Consider the following 22770-nt stretch of genomic DNA (forward strand, 5'->3'; position numbering starts at 1 on the left):
TTCCCTCCTTATTGTTGGGCGAGCTGTTGTTTGATTCTGGCCGCGGCCTGTCTTACCGCATGATAACGCGAGTGCGCCGAGCGCTCATTCTCTAGTTCGTTAACCGATCGTCCGATGAAGTCCTTCGCCGGCTTGAACCGTCCGAAGACCGTAACTCCGGTCAACTCTTTGGCTTGGGTAACGATGCATTCCGGATTCGTTACCAAGATGACAACGGATCCGATACCCAGCCGCCTCTTCACCACTCCCACTCCTAAAAATCCCGACCCCTGATTCGACATCGTTCTTACCGTTTGCTGATAATGTTTCGTTTGGACAAAGCTAAGGGCGACTTGGAGAAACCACGCAATGATCAGCAGCAATATTGCCGAATTCCACCATTGCACTTTACCTCACCTCAATCTCGATTTACATTTGTTTTACTTAATTACATTTGTATTATAAACCGCTTTCATTTTTGGTGTCAATAACAATATTTCTCTTGAAAACAAAAGGATCGCATGTATTCATGCAACCCTTTGCGTCTTTATTATGAGATTGTCGACTTCTTTTTATTCATTTTTCGCACGAGGTCCTGCGCTGTCTGCTCGTCGGTAATAAGCACGTCGATGTATCCTCCGCCAAGCGTAGCCAGAATGCTCTCCACTTTGTGGGTGCCCTGCGCAACCGCGACTACTTTGCTTACTTTGCGCAAATCCTCGACATTGACGCCGATGACCCGCTCGTTGATCGTATTGGTGGCAATGGAACCGTCTGCGCGTATAAAACAGGAGTTGATGTCGCCGACGACCCCGGCCTGCCGGATATCTTCCATTTCCGCCCGGGCCAGGTACCCGATTTCCTCCATCGTCGACTGCACGAACGGATTGCCGATGCCTACAACGGCCATATCGATGCTTCTCGCTTCTTCCAGCACATCGGCGACGGTCGGCGTTTGCAGCAGCAGATCGCGCAGGCTGCCGCTTTCCACGATGGCGGGCGCGTACAGCGACTCGCAGCTGCAGCTTAATTTTTTGGACAGCTCGAAGGCGATTTGATTGGAATGGAGCTCAATCCGGTTGGAGCCCATCCCCCCTACCAAAGGGATAATTTTGAGCTGCTCGTAAGCGTCGCTCGGGAACTCCTTGACGATGCCGTGCAGCGTTCTGCCCCAGGATACGCCGAGCCTGGACACGTCCTTCAGGTGCTTGGCGATGTACGCCGCAGCAGCCTTGGAAACGGCGGTTTTGCTCATCTCTGGGGGCATTTCGGCCGTAGGCACGACGATGACGTCTTCCAGAGAATAAACGCTTTCAATTTCCTGCTCCATATCGATCGTCGGAAAGCCGTCGTCGTGAATAATGATTTCGACCAGCCCTTCATTGCGGGCTCTCTGCAAAGCTTTGGAAATAATCGGCCTGGAAACGCCGATTTTTTTGGCGATCTCGGCTTGCGTCCATTCGTCGAAATAGTACATCCGGCTAATTTTGAGCAAAAATTTCTTTTCCTCATCAGTCATCATAGATCAATCCCATCACCCGTAATCAATACCCAGATTATATCATAATATAGGACAGATTCCATTCCTTCAATGAGGAAAAATCCACCCTTGCCGGTTTGCGCCGAAGGTGGATTCGCCGATTTCAGCAAGCCGAAGCAAGCCCTGTTTAAGCAAAAACCGCCTGATTCCGCAGGCTGCCGAGAAACCCGTAAGCAGGAGCTGGGCGCACATACCCGCCTAGCTGTGTCGGGTGCGGAAAAGTTCTGCCCGGCTGCGCGAAAAAAAACCTGTGAAAGATTGTGCGGCTTTTTGCTCCTAATGCGCCCTTGAACCCCCCCCGCGTCCGAGTCGATAGTCACAATCCGTCTGGCTGCACGAAAAAAACTGCAAAAATACATGAATTTGCGCTCTTGGTCGCCGGCCATGAAATCTCTTGAAAAACCCCCACGTCAGAGGGCGATACCACAATCTGGCTGACCGCACGAAAAAAACCTGCAAAAATACATGAATTTGCGCTCTTGGTCGCCGGCCATGGAAAATTCCTGCAAATGTGCAGGCTTTTCAGCGGGGAGATGGGTTCAGGTTCACTTTTAGCGAAAATTCCTGCACTTTTGCAGGTTTTTCGCTAAAATGGACCATTATTACAGGAAATTCCTGCACTTTTGCAGGTTTTCCAGCGGCCCCAGTAAGTGGTCGACCGACCGACGTCATGCAGCGTAACACCGTGCGCTGGGTGCTGCGCGTGGTGCAAACGCAGGGAACTGCAAGCGGTGCGAACGCAGGGAACTGCAAGCGGTGCGAACGCTGGGTGCTGTGCGCGATGCGAACGCAGGGAACTGCAAGCGGTGCGAACGCTGGGTGCTACGCGGTGCAAACGCTGGGAACTTCAAGCGATGCGAACGCTTGGGTGCTGTGCGTGGTGCGAACGCTGGGCAGTGCTGCGCCCCTCTGGTTCCCCCAACCCGCAGCTTTCATAACAATTTGATTATTGCAAGTTTTCTACGCACTAACAAATAGGAATGCGCTGCTCTAACGTACGTGCAGTCTCGTTTGCAGCAAATTTCCGCACAGCCAAAAGGCCAAGAGCGGACGCGCCAACTCCGGCCGGGCGCGTTTCTCAATAGCCTTCTCGGTCCTGCAGCTTTCTCAGTTCCCAAATGACAGACTGCTCCGTCTGCTCGATGGCGTCGTAGGTAATAACCTCTCCCGCCTTGACGGCCCGGTTCACCGTCTGCGCCTGCACGAGTCCGATCGGCAGACCGCCGCACTGCTTCGCATCCGCGGCCGTCATGATCGTCCCGTATACCGTAAACCCGCCGATGCCGTCCAGACGGTCTCCCGGCTGCAAATCTTTTTTCGCGACCGCTACCGTCTCCGCTACAAGCCCTTTCCATGGCGCAATCGTCTGCTCCTTGTAAAAGTAAGCGCTCGCCACCGACAGCGGCGTCTCCAGGCTCGTCAAATGATACGGGCGGAATAGCACGTAGTTCGGGCCTGCTCCCATTTTCAAGTATTCCATCTCATGCCGGACTTCTTCCTTATCCGATGTGACGATGACGAACACCCCCGGCGCGACGCCGTTGACGTACTCCACCACACCCGTCCGCTCTAAAATCCCGCCGTCTTCCTTCAGCCGCAATATGTCCGTCAGCTCGCTCACCTGCGCGCTCGGGCCGTGCATCCCCGGCCGGTCGGGTATAAATCCGGTCGCATTGGCGACCGCGGTCATCTCGATCATCGTCTTCGTCCCGTCCTGGAACGAAGCGATCATTTTCGGGTTCGCTCCGACACGCAGCGCCGCCTCCCGCGCCGAATCCGGCGTCGCTTGCACGTTGAGCGGGTTGTTTTTGCCTTTGCCGATCGCCACAACCTCGAAGCCGATGGCGTCGGCAAAATTGTACAGCTCCATCACCGCGCCCGGCTCGTCCCCGGCGGAGCCCGTGTAGACGACGTCGGCGGAGGCCGCCATTTTGTTCAGCAGCGGGCCGACGGTTACGTCCGTTTCGACGTTAAGCATGACGATGTGCTTTTTATTCAAAATCGCTTTCCAAGCGATTTCCGCGCCGACGCTCGGCACCCCGGTCGCATCGACGATCACGTCGATGTTCGGCAGCGCCAGCAGCAGGTGCATGTCGTCGGTGACGACGACGTGCTGCTGCCCGATCGCGCGCTCCGCTTTTTCCAGCTCCCGCGTCTCCACGATCCGCTCCGGCTTCACGCCGGCGTGCAGGTACGCGTTGCGGGCGTTCTCGACGCGCACGTCGGCCGTCGCCGCCACGCGCATCCCTTTCATGCTCTCGATTTGCGAGATCATCCCTCTTCCCATTTGGCCCGCTCCCACAAGGCCCACGCGGATAACCCCGCCTCGGCGGTCAAGCTCCAGCAGCTTTTTGTTCAAGTTCATCATCATATCTTCCTCCCGTTCTAGTGAACTCCCAATCCCAGCCATCCGTTGGCCGCTTCAAAGAAAGCTTCCGACACCGTCGGATGCGGATGAATCAGCTTGGCCCATTCCGCCGCCGTTCCCTCCAAATGCATAAATGCGGAGGAAGTAGCGATCATATCGGTGACATGGGGCCCGACCATCGTAACGCCCAAAATTTCGCCGTACCGCTCATCGGCGATGAGTTTGACGAATCCGTCCGATTCGCCCATCGATATCGCCTTCCCGTTGCCCCTCAGCGAGTAGGTGTGCACCTTGACGGGCAGCCCGCTGTTTCTCGCCTCCTGCTCGGTCATGCCGACGCTGGCGATTTCCGGATGGGTGTATATGCATCTGGGAATAATTTTGTAATTGACGGATTCCCGCTTCCCGGCCGCGTTCGATGCGGCGACCAAGCCTTCCGCGCTCGCAACGTGAGCGAGCTGCCATCCCCCTATGAGATCGCCGATGGCGTATACGTTATCCACACTCGTTTCCATCCGCTCGTTCGCCTTGACATAGCGGCCGTTCATTTCCAAAGCGAAGTGCTCCAGCCCTTTGAGATTGGGCACCCGCCCCACTGCGACCAAGAGCGCTTCCGCCGACAGCTCGCTCGACTTCCCGGACGCAGCAATATGGACGTGCGCACCCGCCTGCCGGACATGCTCGACTTTCGTGCCCGTCAAAATCGTCACGCCGCGCTGCCTGAGCGCCTTCGCCAGCGCTTGCGAAGCCGCTTCATCCTCGCCCGGCACGATGCGTTCGGCAGCTTCGATGACCGTTACCTCGGAGCCGAACGCGGAAAACATCGCTGCGAACTCCACGCCGATGACCCCGCCCCCGATTATCGCCAGCGAAGCCGGAATGCGCTCCATTTGAAAAATCGTATCGCTCGTATAGTGCGAGGCTTCGGCCAGTCCCGGAATCGGAGGCACAAAAGGCTTCGAGCCGGTCGCCAGAATTACTTTCCGCGCGCTAACTGCGATGTCCCCTTCTGCGGTTTGCACGGCGATCTCACCGGCGCCCATAAGTTTGCCCCAACCGCGGATGTGGGCGATTTTGTTCGCTTTCAGCAGCCCGGCGATGCCGCTGCGCAGCTGCCCGATCACTTGCGACTGCCGGTCCAGCATCGTTTTCCAGGAAAAAGAGACCGGACCCGTTTGAATGCCCCAATCGTGCGCTTTATGGATCGCTTCGGCGATTTCCGCCATATGGAGCAGCGTCTTCGAAGGAATGCAGCCCCGGTTCAGACAAGTCCCGCCGAGCTCGGACCCTTCGATCAGCGCAACGGATAGCCCGAGCCTGGCGGCGCGAATAGCGGCGACATATCCCCCCGGGCCTCCGCCAAGTACAGCCAAATCGTAAGCGTTCATTAGATTTTCACCTCAGACCTCAGACTAGTAATTGAAAAGGATGCTCCAGCACGTTTTTCAAATCGGTTAAAAATGCCGCCGCAGGAGCGCCGTCAATAACCCGATGGTCAAACGACAGACTGATCGTCATCATCGGGCGAATGGCAATTTGGCCGTCAACAGCCGCAGGCTGATCCTGAATTTGGCCCACGCCAAGAATGGCCACCTCGGGCTGATTAATAATCGGCGTGAACGAATCGACCGCATACATCCCCAGGTTGCTTACGGTGAACGTGCCCCCGCTCAAATCTTCCGGCTTCAGCTTATTGTCTCTCGCGCCGGCCGCCAGCTCCTTCGACTTCCTGACCAATTCGGCCAGTCCCATTTGCTCTGCGCCGTTAATAACCGGAACCATCAGGCCATCCTTCACGGACACGGCCAGTCCGATGTTGACGCGATCGCTCAGCACGACTTCGTCGTCTTTCCAGCGCGCATTGAGGAGCGGATGGCGAACCAGACAGGCTGAAACCGCTTTAAGCAAAATTTCCGTATACGAAATGCGTAGTCCGGTCTGCCGCTCGATAACCGGCAGCAGCTCGGCCCGCAGCGCCTTGGCCGCCGTCATATCGACAGTCGATGTGAGGGTGACATGCGGCGCCGTAAAGGCGCTTTGCGCCATGCGCTGCGCGATAATTTTGCGCATGCCCTGCAGCTTGACCGTGCGCTGCGTACCCGCCTGCGCGGATGACGGCTCGGCGGCGGCGCTGTTCGCCGCGCCTGCATGAAGCGCGCGCTCGACGTCCGCGCGGACGATTTTGCCGCGGTCGCCGCTGCCCGCGATCGCGTCGAGCTGCAGGCCGCCGGCTGCAGCGATCTGCTTCGCAAGCGGCGTCGCCAGCACTTGCTGCGCGGCCGCAGCATCGGCGGCGTGGCGCTCGACGTCCGTGCGGTGAATGCGCCCGTGCGCGCCGCTGCCGGCAACCGCGGCCAGCTCGATGCCGCGCTCCCGAGCGGCTTTGCGGGCTGCGGGCGTAGCGCGCGGCTTGCCCGCCGGGCGGGCCGCTTCTTGGCCGTCCGGCGAAGCCGCGGCAGCCGCATCCTGCTCTGCCGCCGCATCCCGCTCCTGCGTGGCGCCGCCGCTATCCTGCGCCAAGCCTGCGGCGTCCGGCGGGCCGTCGGGGGCCAGATCGCCGGCTTCGCCGATATAGCCAATAATATGATTAACCGCAACAACGGAATCTTCCTCATAGTAACGCTTCAATAATAGTCCGGAGTGGTAGGCTTCGACTTCGATATTGATTTTGTCGGTCAAAACTTCCAGCAGCACCTCGCCCTGCCGGACCGCCTCCCCTTCCTCTTTGAACCATTTGATGATCGTTCCTGTTTCCATCGTCATGCCCAGCTTGGGCATAAACACTTCATTCAACATGTTGCTCAGGCCTCCTGCCGCTTTACTTCAGCGTCAATTTAACCGCATGGACGATATCGTCGACTTGGGGAACCGCTTTCTTTTCCAAAAACGGATTGTACGGAATCGGCACCGCCATCCCCCCCAGCCGCTGTATCGGTGCATCCAAATAATCGAACGCTTCGCTTTCCGTCACTTGGCTGACGATTTCCGCGCCGAATCCCCCGCGCTTCACCGCTTCATGGACGACGACCAGGCGTCCGGTGCGTTTGACAGACTCGACAATCGTTTCGATATCAAGCGGAACGAGCGTTCTCGGGTCAACGACTTCGATGCTGATGCCTTCCCGGTCGAGCAATTCCGCGGCTTCCAGCGCCTTGTGAACCATAATCGACGTGGCGACTACCGTAACATCGCTGCCTTTGCGCTTCACATCCGCCTTGCCGAGCGGCAATGTGTAAGGCTCTTCGGGAACCGGGCCTTTCGTTCTGTACAGCAATTTGTGCTCGTAAAAAATGACGGGATTATCGTCCTCGACCGCCGCCCGCAGCAAACCTTTGGCATCGTACGCCGTCGACGGCTGAACGACCTTCAGCCCGGGAATGTGCGCCATCCAGGCCTCCAGGCTTTGCGAATGCTGCGCGGCTGCGCCCGTTCCGGAACCTGCAGGCGTGCGCAGCACCATAGGCACTTTTCCTTTGCCGCCGTACATGTAGCGGATTTTGGCCGCCTGATTGACGATTTGATCCGTAGCGATCGTAATAAAATCGGAAAATTGCAGCTCCAAAATCGGTCTCATCCCGGTCAGCGCCGCCCCGACGGCCGCGCCTGCGATCGCCGATTCCGAAATCGGCGTATTGCGGATTCTTTCGGGACCGAATTCTTCGATCATCCCTCTCGTCACGCCAAAAGCGCCGCCATATACGCGGATGTCTTCGCCGAGCACAAAAACGTCCTCATTTTCCCTCATCATTTGCGACATCGCTTCTTTAACCGCTTCCAAATAGGTGAGTTCCCTCATGTTTGTTCTCCTCCCGGCCGTGATTCCCCGGCTTTATGCATATACGTCCTCTTCAAGAGCATCCATAGACGGCATCGGACTTTGCTCCGCGAACTTCACGGCCGCTTCGATTTCTTCCAGCGCTCGCTGCTGCAGCCGCGCCAGTTCATCCTGCGAAGCTACCTGTTCGTCCAGCAATCTTTGAGCCATATGGACGATCGGATCTTTTTCTTCTTTCCAGAACTGCTCTTCTTCCTTCGTTCTGTACTTTTTGGCATCGCTTTTCGAGTGCCCTTTCCAGCGGTACGTTTTCGCTTCGATCAATGTCGGGCCGGCTCCGGACCGCGCGCGGTCGACCGCCTCTTTCGTCACCCGCATCACTTCGAAAATATCGTTTCCCTCGACGACAACGCCGGGAATGCCGTAAGCTTTGGAACGGTCCGCGATATGCTCGGCGCCGATCATCTCTTTGGCCGGGCCGGACATGCCGTATTGGTTGTTCTCGCAGAAAAAAACGACAGGCAGCTGCCAAACCGCCGCCAGGTTGACCGCTTCATGGAAGCTTCCTTCATTGCTCGCTCCGTCGCCGAAAAAGCACAGCACAACGTACCCGAGATTTTTCATCTTGGAGGTAAGCGCCGCTCCGGCGGCAATCGGGATGCCTCCGCCGACGATGCCGTTGGCTCCGAGATTTCCCTTATCGACGTCGGCGATGTGCATGGAGCCGCCTTTTCCTTTGCAGTAGCCGGTTTCGCGGCCGAACAGCTCGGCCATCATTTTGCTCGCTTCGGCGCCTTTGGCAATGCAATGTCCGTGCCCGCGATGCGTGCTTGTAATTTTGTCCCTCTCTTCCAGTACGGCGCAAGCTCCTACAGCCGTTCCCTCCTGCCCGACGCACAGATGGGTCGTTCCATGAATAAGACCTTTGGCAAAAAATTCGTCCACTTTTTCGTCAAAATAGCGCACAAGCCACATTTGATAGTACAGATCCAACAATTTTTCCGTAGACATTTCCGTCTTCTGAATGAACTTTACAGCCACTTGCGGACCCTCCTTTTACATATGTTTTAATTAATTACATTTGTAAAACCATAGTACTCCCCACCCTATTCTTTGTCAAGAAATTCTTGCAGGGAGCGGGCTTTGTCAAACAAAAAAGGCCTCTGCACGCACGAATGGCGCAAGAGACCGGTACCGTAATTTTGTTTATTCTTGTTTATTTTGCATAGCTTCAATAAGCGTCGAGCACAATATGTTCATCTATGAAAAGCTTCGGCTGCGTGGCGCGCTGAATGTCTTCAACCGTATATCCGGCAGCCGCTTCGACGAGGCGCAGACCGTTCGGCGTTACGTCGATGACCGCGCGGTCCGTAATGATCCGGTTCACTACCTGCTTGCCCGTAAGAGGCAGCGTGCATTGGTCAAGTATTTTCGGATCCCCGTTTTTGTTCACATGGTCCATGATGACGATGATGCGCTTGGCGCCGTGCACAAGGTCCATCGCGCCGCCCATCCCTTTGATCATTTTGCCGGGAATGACCCAGTTGGCCAGGTCCCCGCTGCGGGACACTTCCATGCCTCCAAGAATCGCCAGGTCAATATGCCCGCCACGAATCATGGCGAACGAATCGGCGCTGCTGAAAAAAGACGATCCCCGGATCGTCGTCACCGTCTCTTTGCCGGCGTTGATGAGATCGGGATCGACTTCGTGCGGAGCCGGGTACGGCCCGATGCCGAGCAGCCCGTTTTCCGACTGCAGCACGACCTGCTTATGAGCGGAAATAAAATTGGCGACCAGCGTCGGAATTCCGATGCCCAGATTTACGTAGAAACCGCTCTCAATTTCTTTTTCCGCCCGCTTTGCAATTCTCTCCCGCAATGAAAGCTGTTTTTCTTCCATCGTCGTTGCTCCTCCCCATTATTATGCGGGTCATCCTGTCGTCGTCCGTTTTTCGATCCGTTTTTGCTGCCGGCCTGTGATCAGCTTTTGCACGTAAATGCCCGGCGTATGAATGTGTTCGGGATCGATTTGCCCGGCTTCGACCAGCCGCTCCGCCTCGGCGATCGTCACTTTCCCCGCCGCAGCCATCATCGGGTTGAAATTCCGCGCCGTTTTGTTATAGACCAGATTGCCCATCGTATCCGCCACATGAGCGCGAACGAAGCTGAAATCGGCGGTGAGCGCATGGACGAGCATATAATCCGTCCCGTTGAACCGGCGTATTTCCTTGCCTTCCGCGATGGGGGTTCCGACCCCTGCCGGCGTGTAAAAGGCCGGGATTCCCGCGCCTCCCGCCCTGATTCTTTCGGCCAGCGTGCCCTGCGGAGTCAGCTCCACTTCGATTTCGCCCGCCAGCACCTGGCGCTCGAATTCCTTGTTTTCGCCTACATAGGAGGCGATAATTTTTTTGATTTGCCTGTTTCGCAGCAGCAAGCCGAGCCCCCAGTCGTCGACGCCGCAGTTGTTGGAAATGACCGTCAAGTCCTTTGTTCCTTTGTCCGCCAGAGCGAGAATCAAATTTTCCGGAATCCCGACCAGACCGAATCCGCCTACCATCAGCGTAGCGCCATCTTGTATATCGCCAACCGCTTCCGCAAAAGAAGTTAAGATGGTTTTCATGCTTCCATAGCCTCCCGCACGGTTTATTCGTTCCACCTTTCCACAATGGTGGCAATGCCCTGGCCCCCGCCGATGCACAGGGCGGCAAGGCCGTACCTGACTTCGCTTCTGCGCTTCATTTCATGAAGCAGGGTAACGAGAATGCGCGCCCCGCTGGCCCCGATCGGATGCCCCAAAGCAATCGCCCCTCCATTCACATTCAAAATGGCCGGGTCGAATTCGAAATGGCCGGCGAAGGCCAGCGACTGCGCGGCGAACGCTTCGTTCGCTTCGATCAGGCCGATATCCGCCATCGTCAGCCCGCTTTTCTCCAGCGCCCTGCGCGTCGCAGGCACCGGACCGATGCCCATCAGGGCCGGGTCTACGCCTGCCGCCGCATTGGCGCGAATCGCAGCGAGGGGCCTCCGCCCGAGCTCCTTGGCCTTGGCCGCGCTCATGAGCACGAGCGCGGCGGCGCCGTCGTTGATGCCGGACGAGTTGCCGGCGGTCACGCGGCCGTCTTTTTGAAAAGCCGGACGCAGGCGGGCCAGCGTCTCCGGGGTCGTGTCCGGGCGCGGATACTCGTCCGCGTCGACCACGACCGGCCCGGCACCGGCGCTGGCGCCTGCACCCGGGCGCTGCGGGATTTCAACGGGAACGATTTCGGCCTTGAACCGGCCGGCCCGGACAGCCTCCGCCGCTTTGCGCTGGCTCTCGCACGCGAACCGATCCAGATGCTCCCGGGTGAGCGCATACCGGTCGCACAAATGTTCCGCCGTGACGCCCATGTGATAATCGCCCGACGCGCACCACAAGCCGTCGCGGATCATGCTGTCGACGGCGCTCCGGTCGCCCATCCGGTAGCCGCCGCGCGCTCCGGGCAGCAAATAAGGCGCCTGGCTCATATTTTCCATGCCGCCGGCGACGGCAATGTCGCTCTCGCCGCATGCGATCGACTGCCAGGCGAGATGTACGGCTTTGAGCCCCGAGCCGCACACTTTGTTAATCGTCGCGGCCGGAATTTCCTGCGGCAGGCCCGCCGCCAAAAGCGCTTGCCTCGCCGGGTTTTGCCCGAGGCCGGCCTGGAGCACGTTGCCCATCAGCACCTCGTCCACTTGGGCCGGCTCGATGGCCGCCTGCTTTAGAGCGGCCTGAATGACGACCGAACCGAGCCGCACGGCGGACACATCCTTCAATGCGCCGTTAAAATTGGCGATCGGCGTGCGCACCGCGCTAACGATGACAACGTCGCGTGGGTTCATTTTTATGACCTCCTGCATAATAAATGCGGTTGTGTAAAACGCTTTCTTTTTCCAGTTTACTCCTCTGTCTTTTATAGGTAAAATACATATATTGAATAATATTTATGCGATAATGCTATAAATGAAGAGGTGCGTTCATTATGGATCTAAGACAGCTGGGCTACTTCCGGGAAATAGCCGATCAAGTCAGCTTCTCAAAAGCAAGCCAAAACCTCCACGTATCGCAGCCGACGTTAAGCAAAATGCTGAAAACGCTGGAAGACGATCTCGGCGTCGTCCTGCTGGACCGCTCCACGCGGCGGGTTCGGTTAACCGATGCGGGCGAAGTGGCGCACCTTCATGCGCAGCTCATTTTTAAAGCGATCGACGATTTTTCCGCCGCATTGGCGGACGTCGCCCAAATGAAAAAGGGCAAATTCAAACTGGGGCTGCCTCCCGTCGTAGGCTCCAGCTTTTTTCCAAAAATCATCAGCCGGTTTCGAAACGAACATCCGCAAGTCGATATTCAAGTTATCGAAGAGGGCAGCAGGCAGATCGAACAGTCTTTGCTCGCCGGAAGCATTGATCTGGGCATCGTCGTGCTGCCTGTCGACGCGGAAGTTTTCGAGATCGTGCCGCTGGTCGAGCGGGAGCTGATGCTGATCGTTAATAACGCACATCCGCTCGCTCACAGAAGCGAAGTAGCTCTCGGCGAGCTGTCCGGGGAACCGTTCATTGTGTTCCGCCAAGGCTTCGCCTTGTACGACCGCGTCCGCGAAGCGTGCATTCGCGAGGGCTTCGAGCCGAGCATCGCGTACGAAAGCACGCAGTGGGATTTTATCAGCGAGATGGTCGCCGCCAATCACGGCATTTCCTTTTTGCCGGAGACGGTTTGCCACAAGCTCGATCCTTCGCAAATCGCGGTCATCCCGTCTGTCAAGCCCACTATCGAGTGGAACATCGCCATCATTTGGCGGAAAAACAGCTACCTCTCTTACGCCGCCAGAGGCTGGGTGCAGTATGTGCGGGATTTTTTCGCGCAGGAAGAGCACGGGAAATGCCCCCCAGGCAACAAATGAGACAAAAAGAAGATCCCGGAAGGATCTCCTTTTTTTTGAATCGTTAGTTGATCTTGATCGGGGTTGTCACGGACTTACCGTTGGGCGCGGTAGCTGTTACGTCGAAGGTTACGTTGCCGCCGGTTGTGGAGATGTTGCCATATGGATCGATGGAAATAGAACCTTGTGCAAGAGCGCTATTGATTGGCTTCACGTTTGAGAAAGAGAACGTTACACCCAGCAAGTAGTTGTACTGAAGGGCTGCCTGCTTATTGTACTCTACGTTATAGTTGTCAAAAGTGGACAAGTTCATAGCATCCCATGCGTTGGCAATTACACCGGCTGTAGAAAATGTGAAGGCTTGTACGCCGGTATTCCCATTTTTCAGATAATCAGCAGTCAGTGCATCGCCCTTAACCGTTACTGTAGTGGACAACTGCTTTTGCGTTCCGTCATTGGCCTGGAATGTTACGCTGACTATGGCTGTACCGGCTTTTTTACCGATGACGTATGCTTTTTGATCATTAGTAGCCGGGTTGGTCCAATAAACTGCTTGAGCGACGCTTGGATTGGAAGTAACAACTGCCGTAATTTTCTTCGGAATTGCAACTGCATCGCCGGATGCATGTTTAGCGGATATCGTGATTTCACGAGCAAATTTGCTGTATGGAGCCGCCTTTTGCACCGCATCATCATCAACCGTTATTGTTGTTCCGGCTGAATTTACATAGCTGGTATCCTTGATAACCCCGCTATCCAGTGCATTCCAAAGTGTCGCTATACTGTTAAGCGAGTATGTCAGATCCGTGGTACTTGGAACAACGTCTACACTTCTTGTTTGAGTATCTATTACTGTTTCTTTCGTTGCAGTAATGTTGCCTGACGCATCGACAGCAGTAATCAAAGCTTTAACCAATTCTACCTTGAACGTTACAGTGCCGTTAGCACCTGGAAAAGCATAAATACGATAAGTGTCGTTCAGTCTGTCGAAGTCGGTAATCCTATAAGCATAGGTGCCATTACCCAGATCGAAATACGCCAAACGTTTGTTCAGCAGGCTGCCGAAGTTAGCGGGTGATACGGTAGAAGCCGCACCGCTTCCGGTAACCGGTGTCGTTGGAACGCCCGGATCCGCATTTACTTTGTTATCGGCGGACGGTGTAATCATAAAGTTAGTCGAGTTCGTTCCAGACTGAGTAACACGCGCATAGTAGTATACACTACCGACAACGCCGGCAGTCAGGACATCAGTGGTGGACGTCGGAACACCGGTAATTGGAGTTGCGGTTGTTACCATTGCGCCAGCGTTGTTAAGGATGTAGAAATTATCGCGGCTGGAACCGTTTTGATCGATAGCTTGAACAACGAACGGCGTGTAAGAGTTAGTTCCGGCAACGATTTTCTTAGCCGGCTCAGTAGCGATCTTCAGACGATCAGGAGTGCGGACATCAGCGATGGTATAATTCTTCGTAGATGTGCTGCTGGCACCGGTTGTTGCAATGTATGCCGTGACAGTGATAACGCTCTTCGCAGGAGCGGTCACCATAGGAATGTGAATAGTCCCCTTCTTGTCACCCGTGTTCATGATCTTCGCTTCATAACCTGCACCGGAAACCGACAAATGAATGCGATCGCGGTTCTTATCGGCGATCAGGTCATCAGTGCTCAGTTGATTGCCTGCTTCATCGTACGCGAGAATCGGAATATAAACATCGCTATCTCCGGAAGCAATTACGCCATCTAAGTCGCCGATAACAACTTTGGAAGCGACCGCTGCGGATTTAACGCTGATCTTTGTAGTCGCTGATGAACCTTGATAATAAACTTGCAGGTTGTAATCGCCGGACTTCTCCAGATCGTTCAGCAGATACACGCGAACAAAAGGATCGTTCGGATGATCCGTGTTTACATACGTCTTATCCACTTGCAGGTTGCTTTCATAAGGAGTGAAAAGAGTGTTCAGGTTGGCGCTGGAATAAGCGTCGCTGTCAGTTCCGATAAGGCCGCCATATTGATCATAGAGCTTCAAGGCAATCGCAGCCACTTCTCCCAACTTGTTGATCGCCGTACCGGTCGTATATTTTACATCGCCGAGTTCCAATTTAGTTACAAACGGCGCAACGCCCAGAGTGAAGTTTTTGCTGACCGAAAGGTGCGTATCGATGAACCATACGTTCACCGGGATGACAGATACGTTTTGCTGTGCATTCGTCAGGCTCTTGGTGTTCATCTTGATTTTCAGTGTCCCATCATCATTCTTGCTGATAATCGGCTGAACATCGTTATTGTTTCCAGCAATTACAGAGTAGGCACCGGATGTAAAGGAAGCATTTTCGCCATATTGGTTCGTAGCCTTAAGCGTTACGGCAGCATGACTGGTGTAAGCAATCGAATCGCTTGTCGTGACGAATTCCAGCTTTTGAACGGTTTCGTCCTGAGCGGTGAAGGTACCGGTTGCTGTCTTGATATCAGCTGCATCCAAACCGGCAAGAGTTACCGTGTACTCGCCTGCCATCAGCTTCGTATCGGTCAGAGTCAGCGCAGCCGATTTCTTGTCGTCAGACCATTTGGTTGTTGTTGTTACAGCTGCCGAACCATTCCTCAGGGACAGCGCAGCTTTTGCAGTATCAACGTCGCGGTCAAAAATAACTTGGACCGTCTTCACGCCGGTAATTTTAACTTCTTTAACGGAAACTGCAGCAGGCTTGTTTTGAGCAGCAAAAGCTTCTTGTCCGCCGAACGCGCCTGTTACGAGGTCAGCGCGAGTGGCAGCTTGAGCGCCGTCAACGCCTTCCGGAAGAAGCTTGTCAGCTGCTGCTTGAGCGACTGCATCTTTGTACCAAGGAGTTCCGGATACGTCAACTTTCTTGCCAAGACCTTTAATGAGCATAGCAGCGAGTTGGCCAAACGTAACCTTGTCGCCGGGAGCGAAGGCAGTGTCCGTTACACCGTCGATAAGAGCTGCTTTTTTAGCGGCTTCGATGTAAGGAATTGCCCAGCCGTTTGCTTTGTCGTCAGCATTAACGTCGGAGAAGCCGGAAGTTTTAACGGAATCGTCAACTTTAACGTTGTAGATCAGCGTCAGCACTTTTGCAGCTTGAGCGCGAGTCATGTTTTGGTCGATGCCGAAGGAATCGGCAGATACGCCCTCAATCACGCCGGCTTTCAGCAGGGCGTCAATTTTTGCTTTCAGACTTGCATCAACGTTAGCCAGATCTTTAAAATCGGCGGATGTTTTGGCTGCTGCAGTCGCAGTAGCGGAAGTGCCGGTTGTTGCCGCTGTGTCAGCCATTGCTGCCGATGTGAACATCAAGAATGCTGAAGCTGCGGAAGCGATCACTTTTAAGCTTTTTTTCATATCTTTTTATCCCCCTCTAAAGTATTTCTGTGTAGATACGCTCATTCTAGCGAAATCGATAACAATTTGTTATGTACGAATTGAACCTAATTATGGTGAAAATGAACGAACAACCCCTAAAGAAATAAAAAAATACCGCAAGCTAAATTCGCTCACGGTATTTCGTATTATGAACCGAATGTTCTGCGTTTTACTTGATTCCGAAATTCACCCGGAGAAACCTGGTACATCCTTTGGAACAGCCGGTAAAAAGATCTCCATTCCATCCCCACTTCATAGACTACCCGCTCCACGGTCATTTCTTGGTTTCGAAGCATATTCGCCGCCTGTTCCAACTGTATCCTCAAAATATACTGATAGACGGAACAGCCCGATTCCTTTTTAAAAATCCGGTTTAAATGCTGAGGCGTATAACCGGAAAAATTGGAAAGTTCGTCAAGAGTCAGCTTTCGTGCATAATGCATATGAATGTAGTCCATCACTTTCTGTGTCGTCAATACAGGATTGGAGTCCTTTTCTTGAAATCCCGCGGATTGCAATTTGATCTCCAGCAGCAGCGAATAAATCAACTCGGAGGTTTTGGATGCCACTCCTTCCTCCTCGCCTCCCTGCCACCATAATAACTCAATAAGTTCCATCGCTCGTTTCGAGGAGAGCAATTCCATAGGCTTATGCGTCTGCATGCGAAATTGCGATAAAACGAAAGGATTGCAATCAAACCAAAGGGTCGCTGTCTCCCACACGTCATCCAACGCGCGATATTCATGCCTGATTACGGGCTTGATGATGACCGCCTGCTCGCTATTCAGCACGAATTCTTTTTCGCCGGACACTCGAAACAATCCTCTGCCTCTTTTTCCGATGATCAACTGACAGAAATGTATGCCGTTTGGGTGATGAACCGGAGGCTGGCTGTGGTACCCGACCGAATGGAGCCGGAGCGGAAGAGAATGATGCATGTTACCACTTGCAGTCGGAAATATTTTAAAAGGTAACATGAAACAACCCCCTCTCAATGTCGGATCAAATTGCCTGCCGTTCCGATTCCGCTAAAGCTACGGCTGTATGGCTCCCCAATCTTTAAACGTCCCCGGCGATCCGCCGGCCACGCAAACCCACCCTATATACCCTCCTGCGGCAGGATTGTAATTGATGACGATATCCCCTGCATTCCACGTTCGACTCCCGTAGTTCGCCGGCGTCGTCTGCGGATTGGTCGTACCGTAAGTGATGTAGCGTTCTCCGTAAGAGGGATGGTTCCGGTAAAATCCTTTCGTCGCGGACAAGCCGAACTCTTGATTGGCTTGGACGTGCGAGAGCTTGGCTAAGTTTGCGACGATAGCGTTCTCCATGTATGTGGACCCTGTAGAAATGACGTTGCCGTGGTAAAAGATGCATGAGTTTGTATTGAAACCGGAATCGACCGCACCGACCAGGCAATAGGTACTGAAATTGCTAATCACGTGAACGCCGTTAGGCAGCGATAGTTTGACGGGATAATACGTTGGCGTTTGGCTTTTTTGCGTTGAAGTAGGGGAAAAGCTGTTCGCTTCAATGATCAAACCTAATTGAGGACCGTCATGAACTTCGATATCTCCGCCGGAATTGGCCTCGAAATAGTTCCCGCTTATTTTCGAAGCAATCAAAGTAGAAGTTTGGATAGCGGGGTTGATCGATATGCCTTCGATGACGTTATTCTCGATTCGGATGGTGTTACCGGCAAAACTTTGCCCTGTACTCGGCGCGCCGATCTTAATGCCTCCCCAGCAATTCTCGATGATGTTGTCGGCAATCGTGAAATCGTAGCATTGGAGAATGTCGATGGCAAAGCTGCTGCAGCTCTCGAAGCGATTGTTCTGCAGGCGGCATACCCAGATGGAGGACGCATTCGTGGATCGAATGCCGTTATTGAGATAGATGAAAAAACAGTCTTCTGCGGACCAACGCAAAAATTTCGAGCAGTCGATGGCGGAAGCGCTTCGATTCGGGCTGTAAAACGATAAACTCTCGAACCGGACTCCCTCGATATTGCTCGTGCCGCTGGCGGTGACCATGTAAGAAATGCCGCTGGCGACGATCCGGGAGTTCTCCCCTTCCCCCTTCAACGTAAGGAATTTGGCGCCTGTCAAATTGGTGACGAGCTGAAGACCGGATAGTTGAATGGCTGCCGTGATTTTGTAGTCTCCCGGCGGAAAATAGACGACTCCCCCGCCGGCTGTCACGCACGCATTAACCGCCGTTTGAATGGCTGAAGTGTCGTCCGTGCTGCCATTTCCAACCGCACCGTAATCCTTAACATTCATCCAACCGACCGTCGAAGCATACGCGGGCTGCACTCCCAGCAGCGCACTGCCCGCCAGCGCGCCCAGTCCTGCCGCCCCTATAGCGGCAAGCATCTTCCTTCTGCTCATCCCTTTGTTGTCCGTTTCTTCAACACTCATCCCAATCCCTCCCTCAATGCATCGAGTAGTGATTAGCGGGGATCGATCATCGGCCGGCCGAATCGCAATCCTTTTTGAATCGATTACGCCAATTAACGTACCATGACATGCCGCCGCAGTATATATAACATTTTTGAAAACATGAGCAAAAATCAAAATAACCGCGCAAAACGTGCGATTATTTTTAACTCATATAGACTTTTTCTAAAATAAGCTTTGTCCACCGCGGAAAAAAAACGTTCTGACTCCGATATCGGCGACCGTTGTCAACCGTTATCTTCGTCAGAACGTTATTTGCCTTCGCGGGCCGCACGGATTTTGATGTCATACTGACTGAATATCTCGTTGCCGTTGTAGTTTTGCATGATTTCCTTGCGGTAGGCCGGCCAATTTTTCCCCGATTTATCCGTAAAAAGCATTCTCACCTGCAGTTCGTTCTGCTTGTCGCGCATCGTTTCGGCGCTTACTCCGAGCGGCGGCGTCAACGTTGTTCCTATGCCTTCGTGTACGGGAATGTCGGCGAGCGTCCGGGAAATCGCTGCGTCCCTTGCCGTCATCCGCGGATCGTTCACCGTAAGGCCCAAAGCCTGAGGAGCATTCGGCGTGAAAAAGTCCCAAATGTTGAGAAAATTGCCTTTCTTGACGATATCGTTCTCGATCGCGGATGGAATCAGTGTAATCGTATTCCCCTGGCGCGTATAATGTTTCCCCTCAAGTCCATAATGAGTGAGCAAAAATCCTTCTTCCCCGCACAGCCAATCCAGAATCTCGGCAAGCCGCTTCAGTTTGTCCGGATTCAGGCCGGCGGCATTATTCGAGAACACGAACGGCGAACCCGGCATGACGGCAGCCTGCAGCGGTTCATGGCCGAACGGATTGAACGGGACCCAGTCCGCATGCGGATCGATGGCTTTGCTGCGGGTTTGGAGACTATTCGGGTTGGAGTCGTAGGCAAAGTCCGTTGTACTCCCCAACACGACGCCGACCTTGCCGCGAACCGCTTTATCGACAGTATCGTTTCGTTTGTTCAAAAACCAGTCCGGCTCCACAACTCCGGCATTTATCACTTTCAAGATGTCGTCCACGACATGGCCGACACGTTCGTCCATCTGCATATCGACGAGTCTTTTCCCGTCGTAGTATGCTGGATACAGCAGCCCGTTCTTGACGTATTCCGGCCAATCCGTAGACAAGCTCACACCGCCGCCGGAGGCGGTGAAGCCGTACGTATCGTTTTTCCCATTGCCGTCCGGATCGTCGAAAGTGAACGCTTGAAGCGTCCGTACGTAGGCATCGTAAGTATCGGGAACCGGCAGTCCGAGACGGTCCAGCCAGTCTTTGCGGATATAGTAAGCCCTGTACGCCTGTTTGTCGTAAGGGACCGGAGCGCGCATGAACTTGTTGTGAAACTGGTACTGGCGCAGCTCTTCTTCCTTCATCCAATATTTGAAATAGTTCGGCATCGTTGTCGGCGATACGAACAGCGTCATGTCCGCAAGGGCGTTGTCCAACGCATAGGACGCGCCTCCGTCCGAACCGAGCCCAAGCCACATATCGGGCGGGTCGTTTGCGGCAAGCAAAGCGGCCAGCCGAGTCTTGTAGTCGTCTTCTGTCATCGCCGTCACTTTTAATTGGACGCGAAACTTCGTTTCGATCGCCTGCCGGACGAAATCGAGCGACGGCACAGGCAGAGAAGCGGAATCCGGTCTGGTTACAAGGATATGCAAAGATAACCGTCCATCCGGATTGGACTGCCGTGAATCGTCGCTACGTCCGGCAAAAGAATCATGTTTCATCAAAAATGCAGCCGTTACTCCGGCCAAAATTACTGTCGACGCAATCGCTCCGATCATTGCCCGCTTCACAATTTCCCCTCCGTCCAATGCCGAATAATCACAGTATCATGTCTATGTTGATACTTATGTTGATATTATGTTAATACGATTTGCCGCGAATTGAAATAGCTTTCCCTGGAAAATTCGCTCTTGCCATTTAGGATCGGATTTCATTATGATGCAGATGAGGAAACCGGAAGGAGGCGCTTATGCGGAAAAATTTGTTTTATCGGATGCTGCTCTCGTATTTGCCTGTTTTTTTCGTCATCAGCTTGTCCCTCTTGTTAATCGCCTATTTGACTATCAGCGAAATGTCAAAAAACTCCGCATTAAAAGCAAACGAAGTGCTGTCCCATCATGTCATGCAATCGATCGACAGCTCGCTTGGCGGTCTTGACGAGTACCTCGTTCAGCAAATTCTTGACAATGAACCCCTGAAAGATTTTTTCAAATCGGCTGATTCGCAAACCCGCACATATACGGATTATCAGACGGCCGCCGTATTGCGCCAAATGATGGAGAACAATCGGCTGATCGACTCCATCTACTTTTACCGCTCCGAAGATAACATGATTCTTACACCGAACACGTTCGTTAAATTGGACGATTTCGGAGACAAGCAATTTGTCGGCAGTAATGTATCGAGCTTGCTGCCTTTCCGCTGGACCGACGGAAGAGCATTCAGCGAGCTGCTCAATGACCCCGCACCGCGCCAGGTTGTCAGTCTCGTCAAGTTCGCCGACCTTTCCAGCCGCAGCCTGATCGTCGTCAATGTCAGCACGAATCATTTAAGCGGTTTGATCCGCAGCATGACCGATTCCAGGCTCAATTATCTGGAACTGATCGATTCCAAGGGAACCGTCTTCGCCGCCAAGGATTCGGACGGTTTGCAGGAACCGTCAGCCGCTTCAGGCGCCAAAAACCGCAAGGAATGGTCGCATGTACAATCCGACTATACGGGATGGACGATTCGCAGCGGCATCTATGGCGCCAGCATTGCGGAATGGGTCAGCTCGCTGTTCTACCTGTGGGTTGCATTCGGATTTGCGGTTATTGCCTCAGGCATCGTTTGGCTCGTCTATGTGACGAGACGGAATTATATGCCGATTCGGACGATAACGAACCGGATCTTTCAATATTCCGTGCAGAAGCAGCAGGCTCTGCTGCTTGAGCCCAAGGGCGACGAATTCAAATATATCGAGACGGCCATCGAAGAACTGCTCGCTCAATCGGGGCTGCTTGAGGAGCAAAACAAGAAAAACATGCGTTACCGGAAAAGGCATCTGTTCCTGCAGCTTTTGGAAGGTACATTTGCCGGCTTGAAGACGGAATCGGAGCAAGTCGGGATCGATCTCGATTGCCGCCTTTTCTTCATCGCTCTGGTCGAGATTGACGAATTCAGCGAATTCGGCAAGCAATTCAGCCGCCCCGACCAATACTTGCTCAAGCAGGTCATCCAGATGGCCTATCAAGAAATTGTCGAAGCGGACGGATTATCCGTTTGGTCGGAGTGGATCGGCGAGCGGCGGATGGGGGTACTTTACCTGCTCCGGTCGCCGGAACAAACCGAGCAAGCCGCGATCGCAACGGTCGAGAAGCTGCGCTCATGGGTGGAGACGAACATAGCTTTTACCGTTACGATCGGCATCGGAACCGCACAGACGGACATCGCGCATGCCGTCAAATCGTACCAAAGCGCGGCTAAAGCGCTGGCCTACAAATCGTCGCTGGGGACCAACCGCCTGATCATGTCTTCCGATCTCTCCACGAAGCCGCAGGGCGAAACATTCCGGCAGCTGCAGGTCATTCGCTCGCTTTGCCAGGCTTTCCGGTCGGGAGACCCGGCGTGGAAGACGCATTATCACGAATTGGACGAGACGCTGCGCCTGAAGCTGTTTTCCAAAAGCGAGCTGAACAGCTTGCTGCACTATCTTCTCGATCATCTGCATAAAGAAATCGCGGAGCTTCCCGACGAACTGCAGGCTGTATGGAACGATGGCCCGCATCAGCGGCTTAACGACACCCTGCGGCAGCGCGAGACGGCCGAAGCGATGGTTCGCGAGTTTCATGGCATTCTCGAGCAAACGGCGGAACAGATGCGGCTGGTGCGCGCCAACAAGCATAATCATCAGCTCATTTTCGATGTCAAACAGTACATTCTGGATCATTACAGCGATCCCGACTTGTCCCATGCGCATCTGGAAAGCGAGTTCGGCTTATCCCCCAGCTATTTGAGCCGGCTGTTCAAAGAAGAATTCGGCGTCAAATTTATCGACTATGTCACGCAGACCCGGATGGAAAAGGCGATCGTCCTGCTCAAGGAATTCCCGGACAAGACCGTGCAGGAAATTGCGGAACAGGTAGGCTATCTGCACGGGATTACGTTTATCCGGGCGTTCAAGAAATATACGGGCAGCACGCCGGGAAATTTCCGTAAGGGCCCGGTCTGACTAAGAGATTTTAAAAAAAGTCGCAGCTGAAAAAATCATCAGATAAGGCCTGCGGCCGGTATGCACCGACAATACCGGCCCGGGCATTTTTTTACTTGCACCGGCCATTTTAATTTTCGTCTATCC

Annotated in this window: 16 protein-coding genes; 2 read left to right on the forward strand and 14 right to left on the reverse strand. The window is 54.0% G+C overall.

The window, feature by feature from the left end; all coding sequences use genetic code 11:
* Nucleotides 1–8: 8 nt before the first annotated feature.
* The 10 genes from AC0LWT_RS02145 to AC0LWT_RS02190 form a co-directional block, all read right to left on the reverse strand.
* On the reverse strand, nucleotides 9–386 hold the full coding sequence (locus AC0LWT_RS02145) for a transcriptional regulator GutM (RefSeq protein WP_474679555.1): 378 nt from the start codon (nucleotides 384–386) through the stop codon (nucleotides 9–11).
* A gap of 143 nt (nucleotides 387–529) precedes the next feature.
* Nucleotides 530–1501, reverse strand: coding sequence for a sugar-binding transcriptional regulator (locus AC0LWT_RS02150; protein ID WP_474679556.1), 972 nt, complete (start codon nucleotides 1499–1501; stop codon nucleotides 530–532).
* 1096 nt (nucleotides 1502–2597) lie between these two features.
* Nucleotides 2598–3887, reverse strand: coding sequence for an NAD(P)H-dependent oxidoreductase (locus AC0LWT_RS02155; protein WP_474679848.1), 1290 nt, complete (start codon nucleotides 3885–3887; stop codon nucleotides 2598–2600).
* A gap of 17 nt (nucleotides 3888–3904) precedes the next feature.
* The gene (lpdA, locus tag AC0LWT_RS02160) at nucleotides 3905–5275 is read right to left on the reverse strand and encodes a dihydrolipoyl dehydrogenase (RefSeq protein WP_474679557.1); all 1371 of its coding nucleotides are present in this window, start codon (nucleotides 5273–5275) and stop codon (nucleotides 3905–3907) included.
* A 19-nt stretch (nucleotides 5276–5294) separates the two neighbouring features.
* On the reverse strand, nucleotides 5295–6683 hold the full coding sequence (locus AC0LWT_RS02165) for a dihydrolipoamide acetyltransferase family protein (RefSeq protein WP_474679558.1): 1389 nt from the start codon (nucleotides 6681–6683) through the stop codon (nucleotides 5295–5297).
* A gap of 22 nt (nucleotides 6684–6705) precedes the next feature.
* Nucleotides 6706–7683 (reverse strand): alpha-ketoacid dehydrogenase subunit beta, encoded by a 978-nt coding sequence (locus AC0LWT_RS02170; protein ID WP_474679559.1) that lies wholly within the window; start codon nucleotides 7681–7683, stop codon nucleotides 6706–6708.
* A gap of 33 nt (nucleotides 7684–7716) precedes the next feature.
* Nucleotides 7717–8673 (reverse strand): thiamine pyrophosphate-dependent dehydrogenase E1 component subunit alpha, encoded by a 957-nt coding sequence (locus tag AC0LWT_RS02175; RefSeq protein ID WP_474679849.1) that lies wholly within the window; start codon nucleotides 8671–8673, stop codon nucleotides 7717–7719.
* 220 nt (nucleotides 8674–8893) lie between these two features.
* Nucleotides 8894–9562, reverse strand: a complete 669-nt coding sequence (locus tag AC0LWT_RS02180) for a 3-oxoacid CoA-transferase subunit B (RefSeq protein WP_474679560.1) — start codon at nucleotides 9560–9562, stop codon at nucleotides 8894–8896.
* Between the two features lie 30 nt (nucleotides 9563–9592).
* Nucleotides 9593–10282: a CoA transferase subunit A gene (locus AC0LWT_RS02185; RefSeq protein WP_474679561.1), complete on the reverse strand. Its 690-nt coding sequence runs from the start codon at nucleotides 10280–10282 to the stop codon at nucleotides 9593–9595.
* A 23-nt stretch (nucleotides 10283–10305) separates the two neighbouring features.
* Nucleotides 10306–11523 (reverse strand): acetyl-CoA C-acetyltransferase, encoded by a 1218-nt coding sequence (locus AC0LWT_RS02190; RefSeq protein ID WP_474679562.1) that lies wholly within the window; start codon nucleotides 11521–11523, stop codon nucleotides 10306–10308.
* A gap of 140 nt (nucleotides 11524–11663) precedes the next feature.
* On the opposite strand from AC0LWT_RS02190, the gene AC0LWT_RS02195 reads away from it, so the two are divergent.
* Nucleotides 11664–12581 carry a LysR family transcriptional regulator gene (locus tag AC0LWT_RS02195; protein WP_474679563.1) on the forward strand — a complete coding sequence of 306 codons (918 nt, stop codon included), beginning with the start codon at nucleotides 11664–11666 and terminating at the stop codon, nucleotides 12579–12581.
* A gap of 43 nt (nucleotides 12582–12624) precedes the next feature.
* Here AC0LWT_RS02195 and AC0LWT_RS02200 read toward each other — a convergent pair whose 3' ends face one another.
* The 4 genes from AC0LWT_RS02200 to AC0LWT_RS02215 form a co-directional block, all read right to left on the reverse strand.
* Nucleotides 12625–15918: an S-layer homology domain-containing protein gene (locus AC0LWT_RS02200; protein WP_474679564.1), complete on the reverse strand. Its 3294-nt coding sequence runs from the start codon at nucleotides 15916–15918 to the stop codon at nucleotides 12625–12627.
* A gap of 167 nt (nucleotides 15919–16085) precedes the next feature.
* Nucleotides 16086–16916, reverse strand: coding sequence for an AraC family transcriptional regulator (locus AC0LWT_RS02205; RefSeq protein WP_474679565.1), 831 nt, complete (start codon nucleotides 16914–16916; stop codon nucleotides 16086–16088).
* Nucleotides 16917–16973: 57 nt separating this feature from the next.
* On the reverse strand, nucleotides 16974–18359 hold the full coding sequence (locus tag AC0LWT_RS02210; RefSeq protein WP_474679566.1) for a right-handed parallel beta-helix repeat-containing protein: 1386 nt from the start codon (nucleotides 18357–18359) through the stop codon (nucleotides 16974–16976).
* 290 nt (nucleotides 18360–18649) lie between these two features.
* On the reverse strand, nucleotides 18650–20224 hold the full coding sequence (locus AC0LWT_RS02215) for an extracellular solute-binding protein (protein WP_474679567.1): 1575 nt from the start codon (nucleotides 20222–20224) through the stop codon (nucleotides 18650–18652).
* Nucleotides 20225–20403: 179 nt separating this feature from the next.
* Between AC0LWT_RS02215 and AC0LWT_RS02220 the strand changes: the two genes are divergently transcribed.
* Nucleotides 20404–22644, forward strand: a complete 2241-nt coding sequence (locus AC0LWT_RS02220; protein WP_474679568.1) for a helix-turn-helix domain-containing protein — start codon at nucleotides 20404–20406, stop codon at nucleotides 22642–22644.
* The last annotated feature ends 126 nt before the right edge of the window (nucleotides 22645–22770 follow it).

This window comes from Paenibacillus sp. sgz302164, assembly GCF_056120505.1.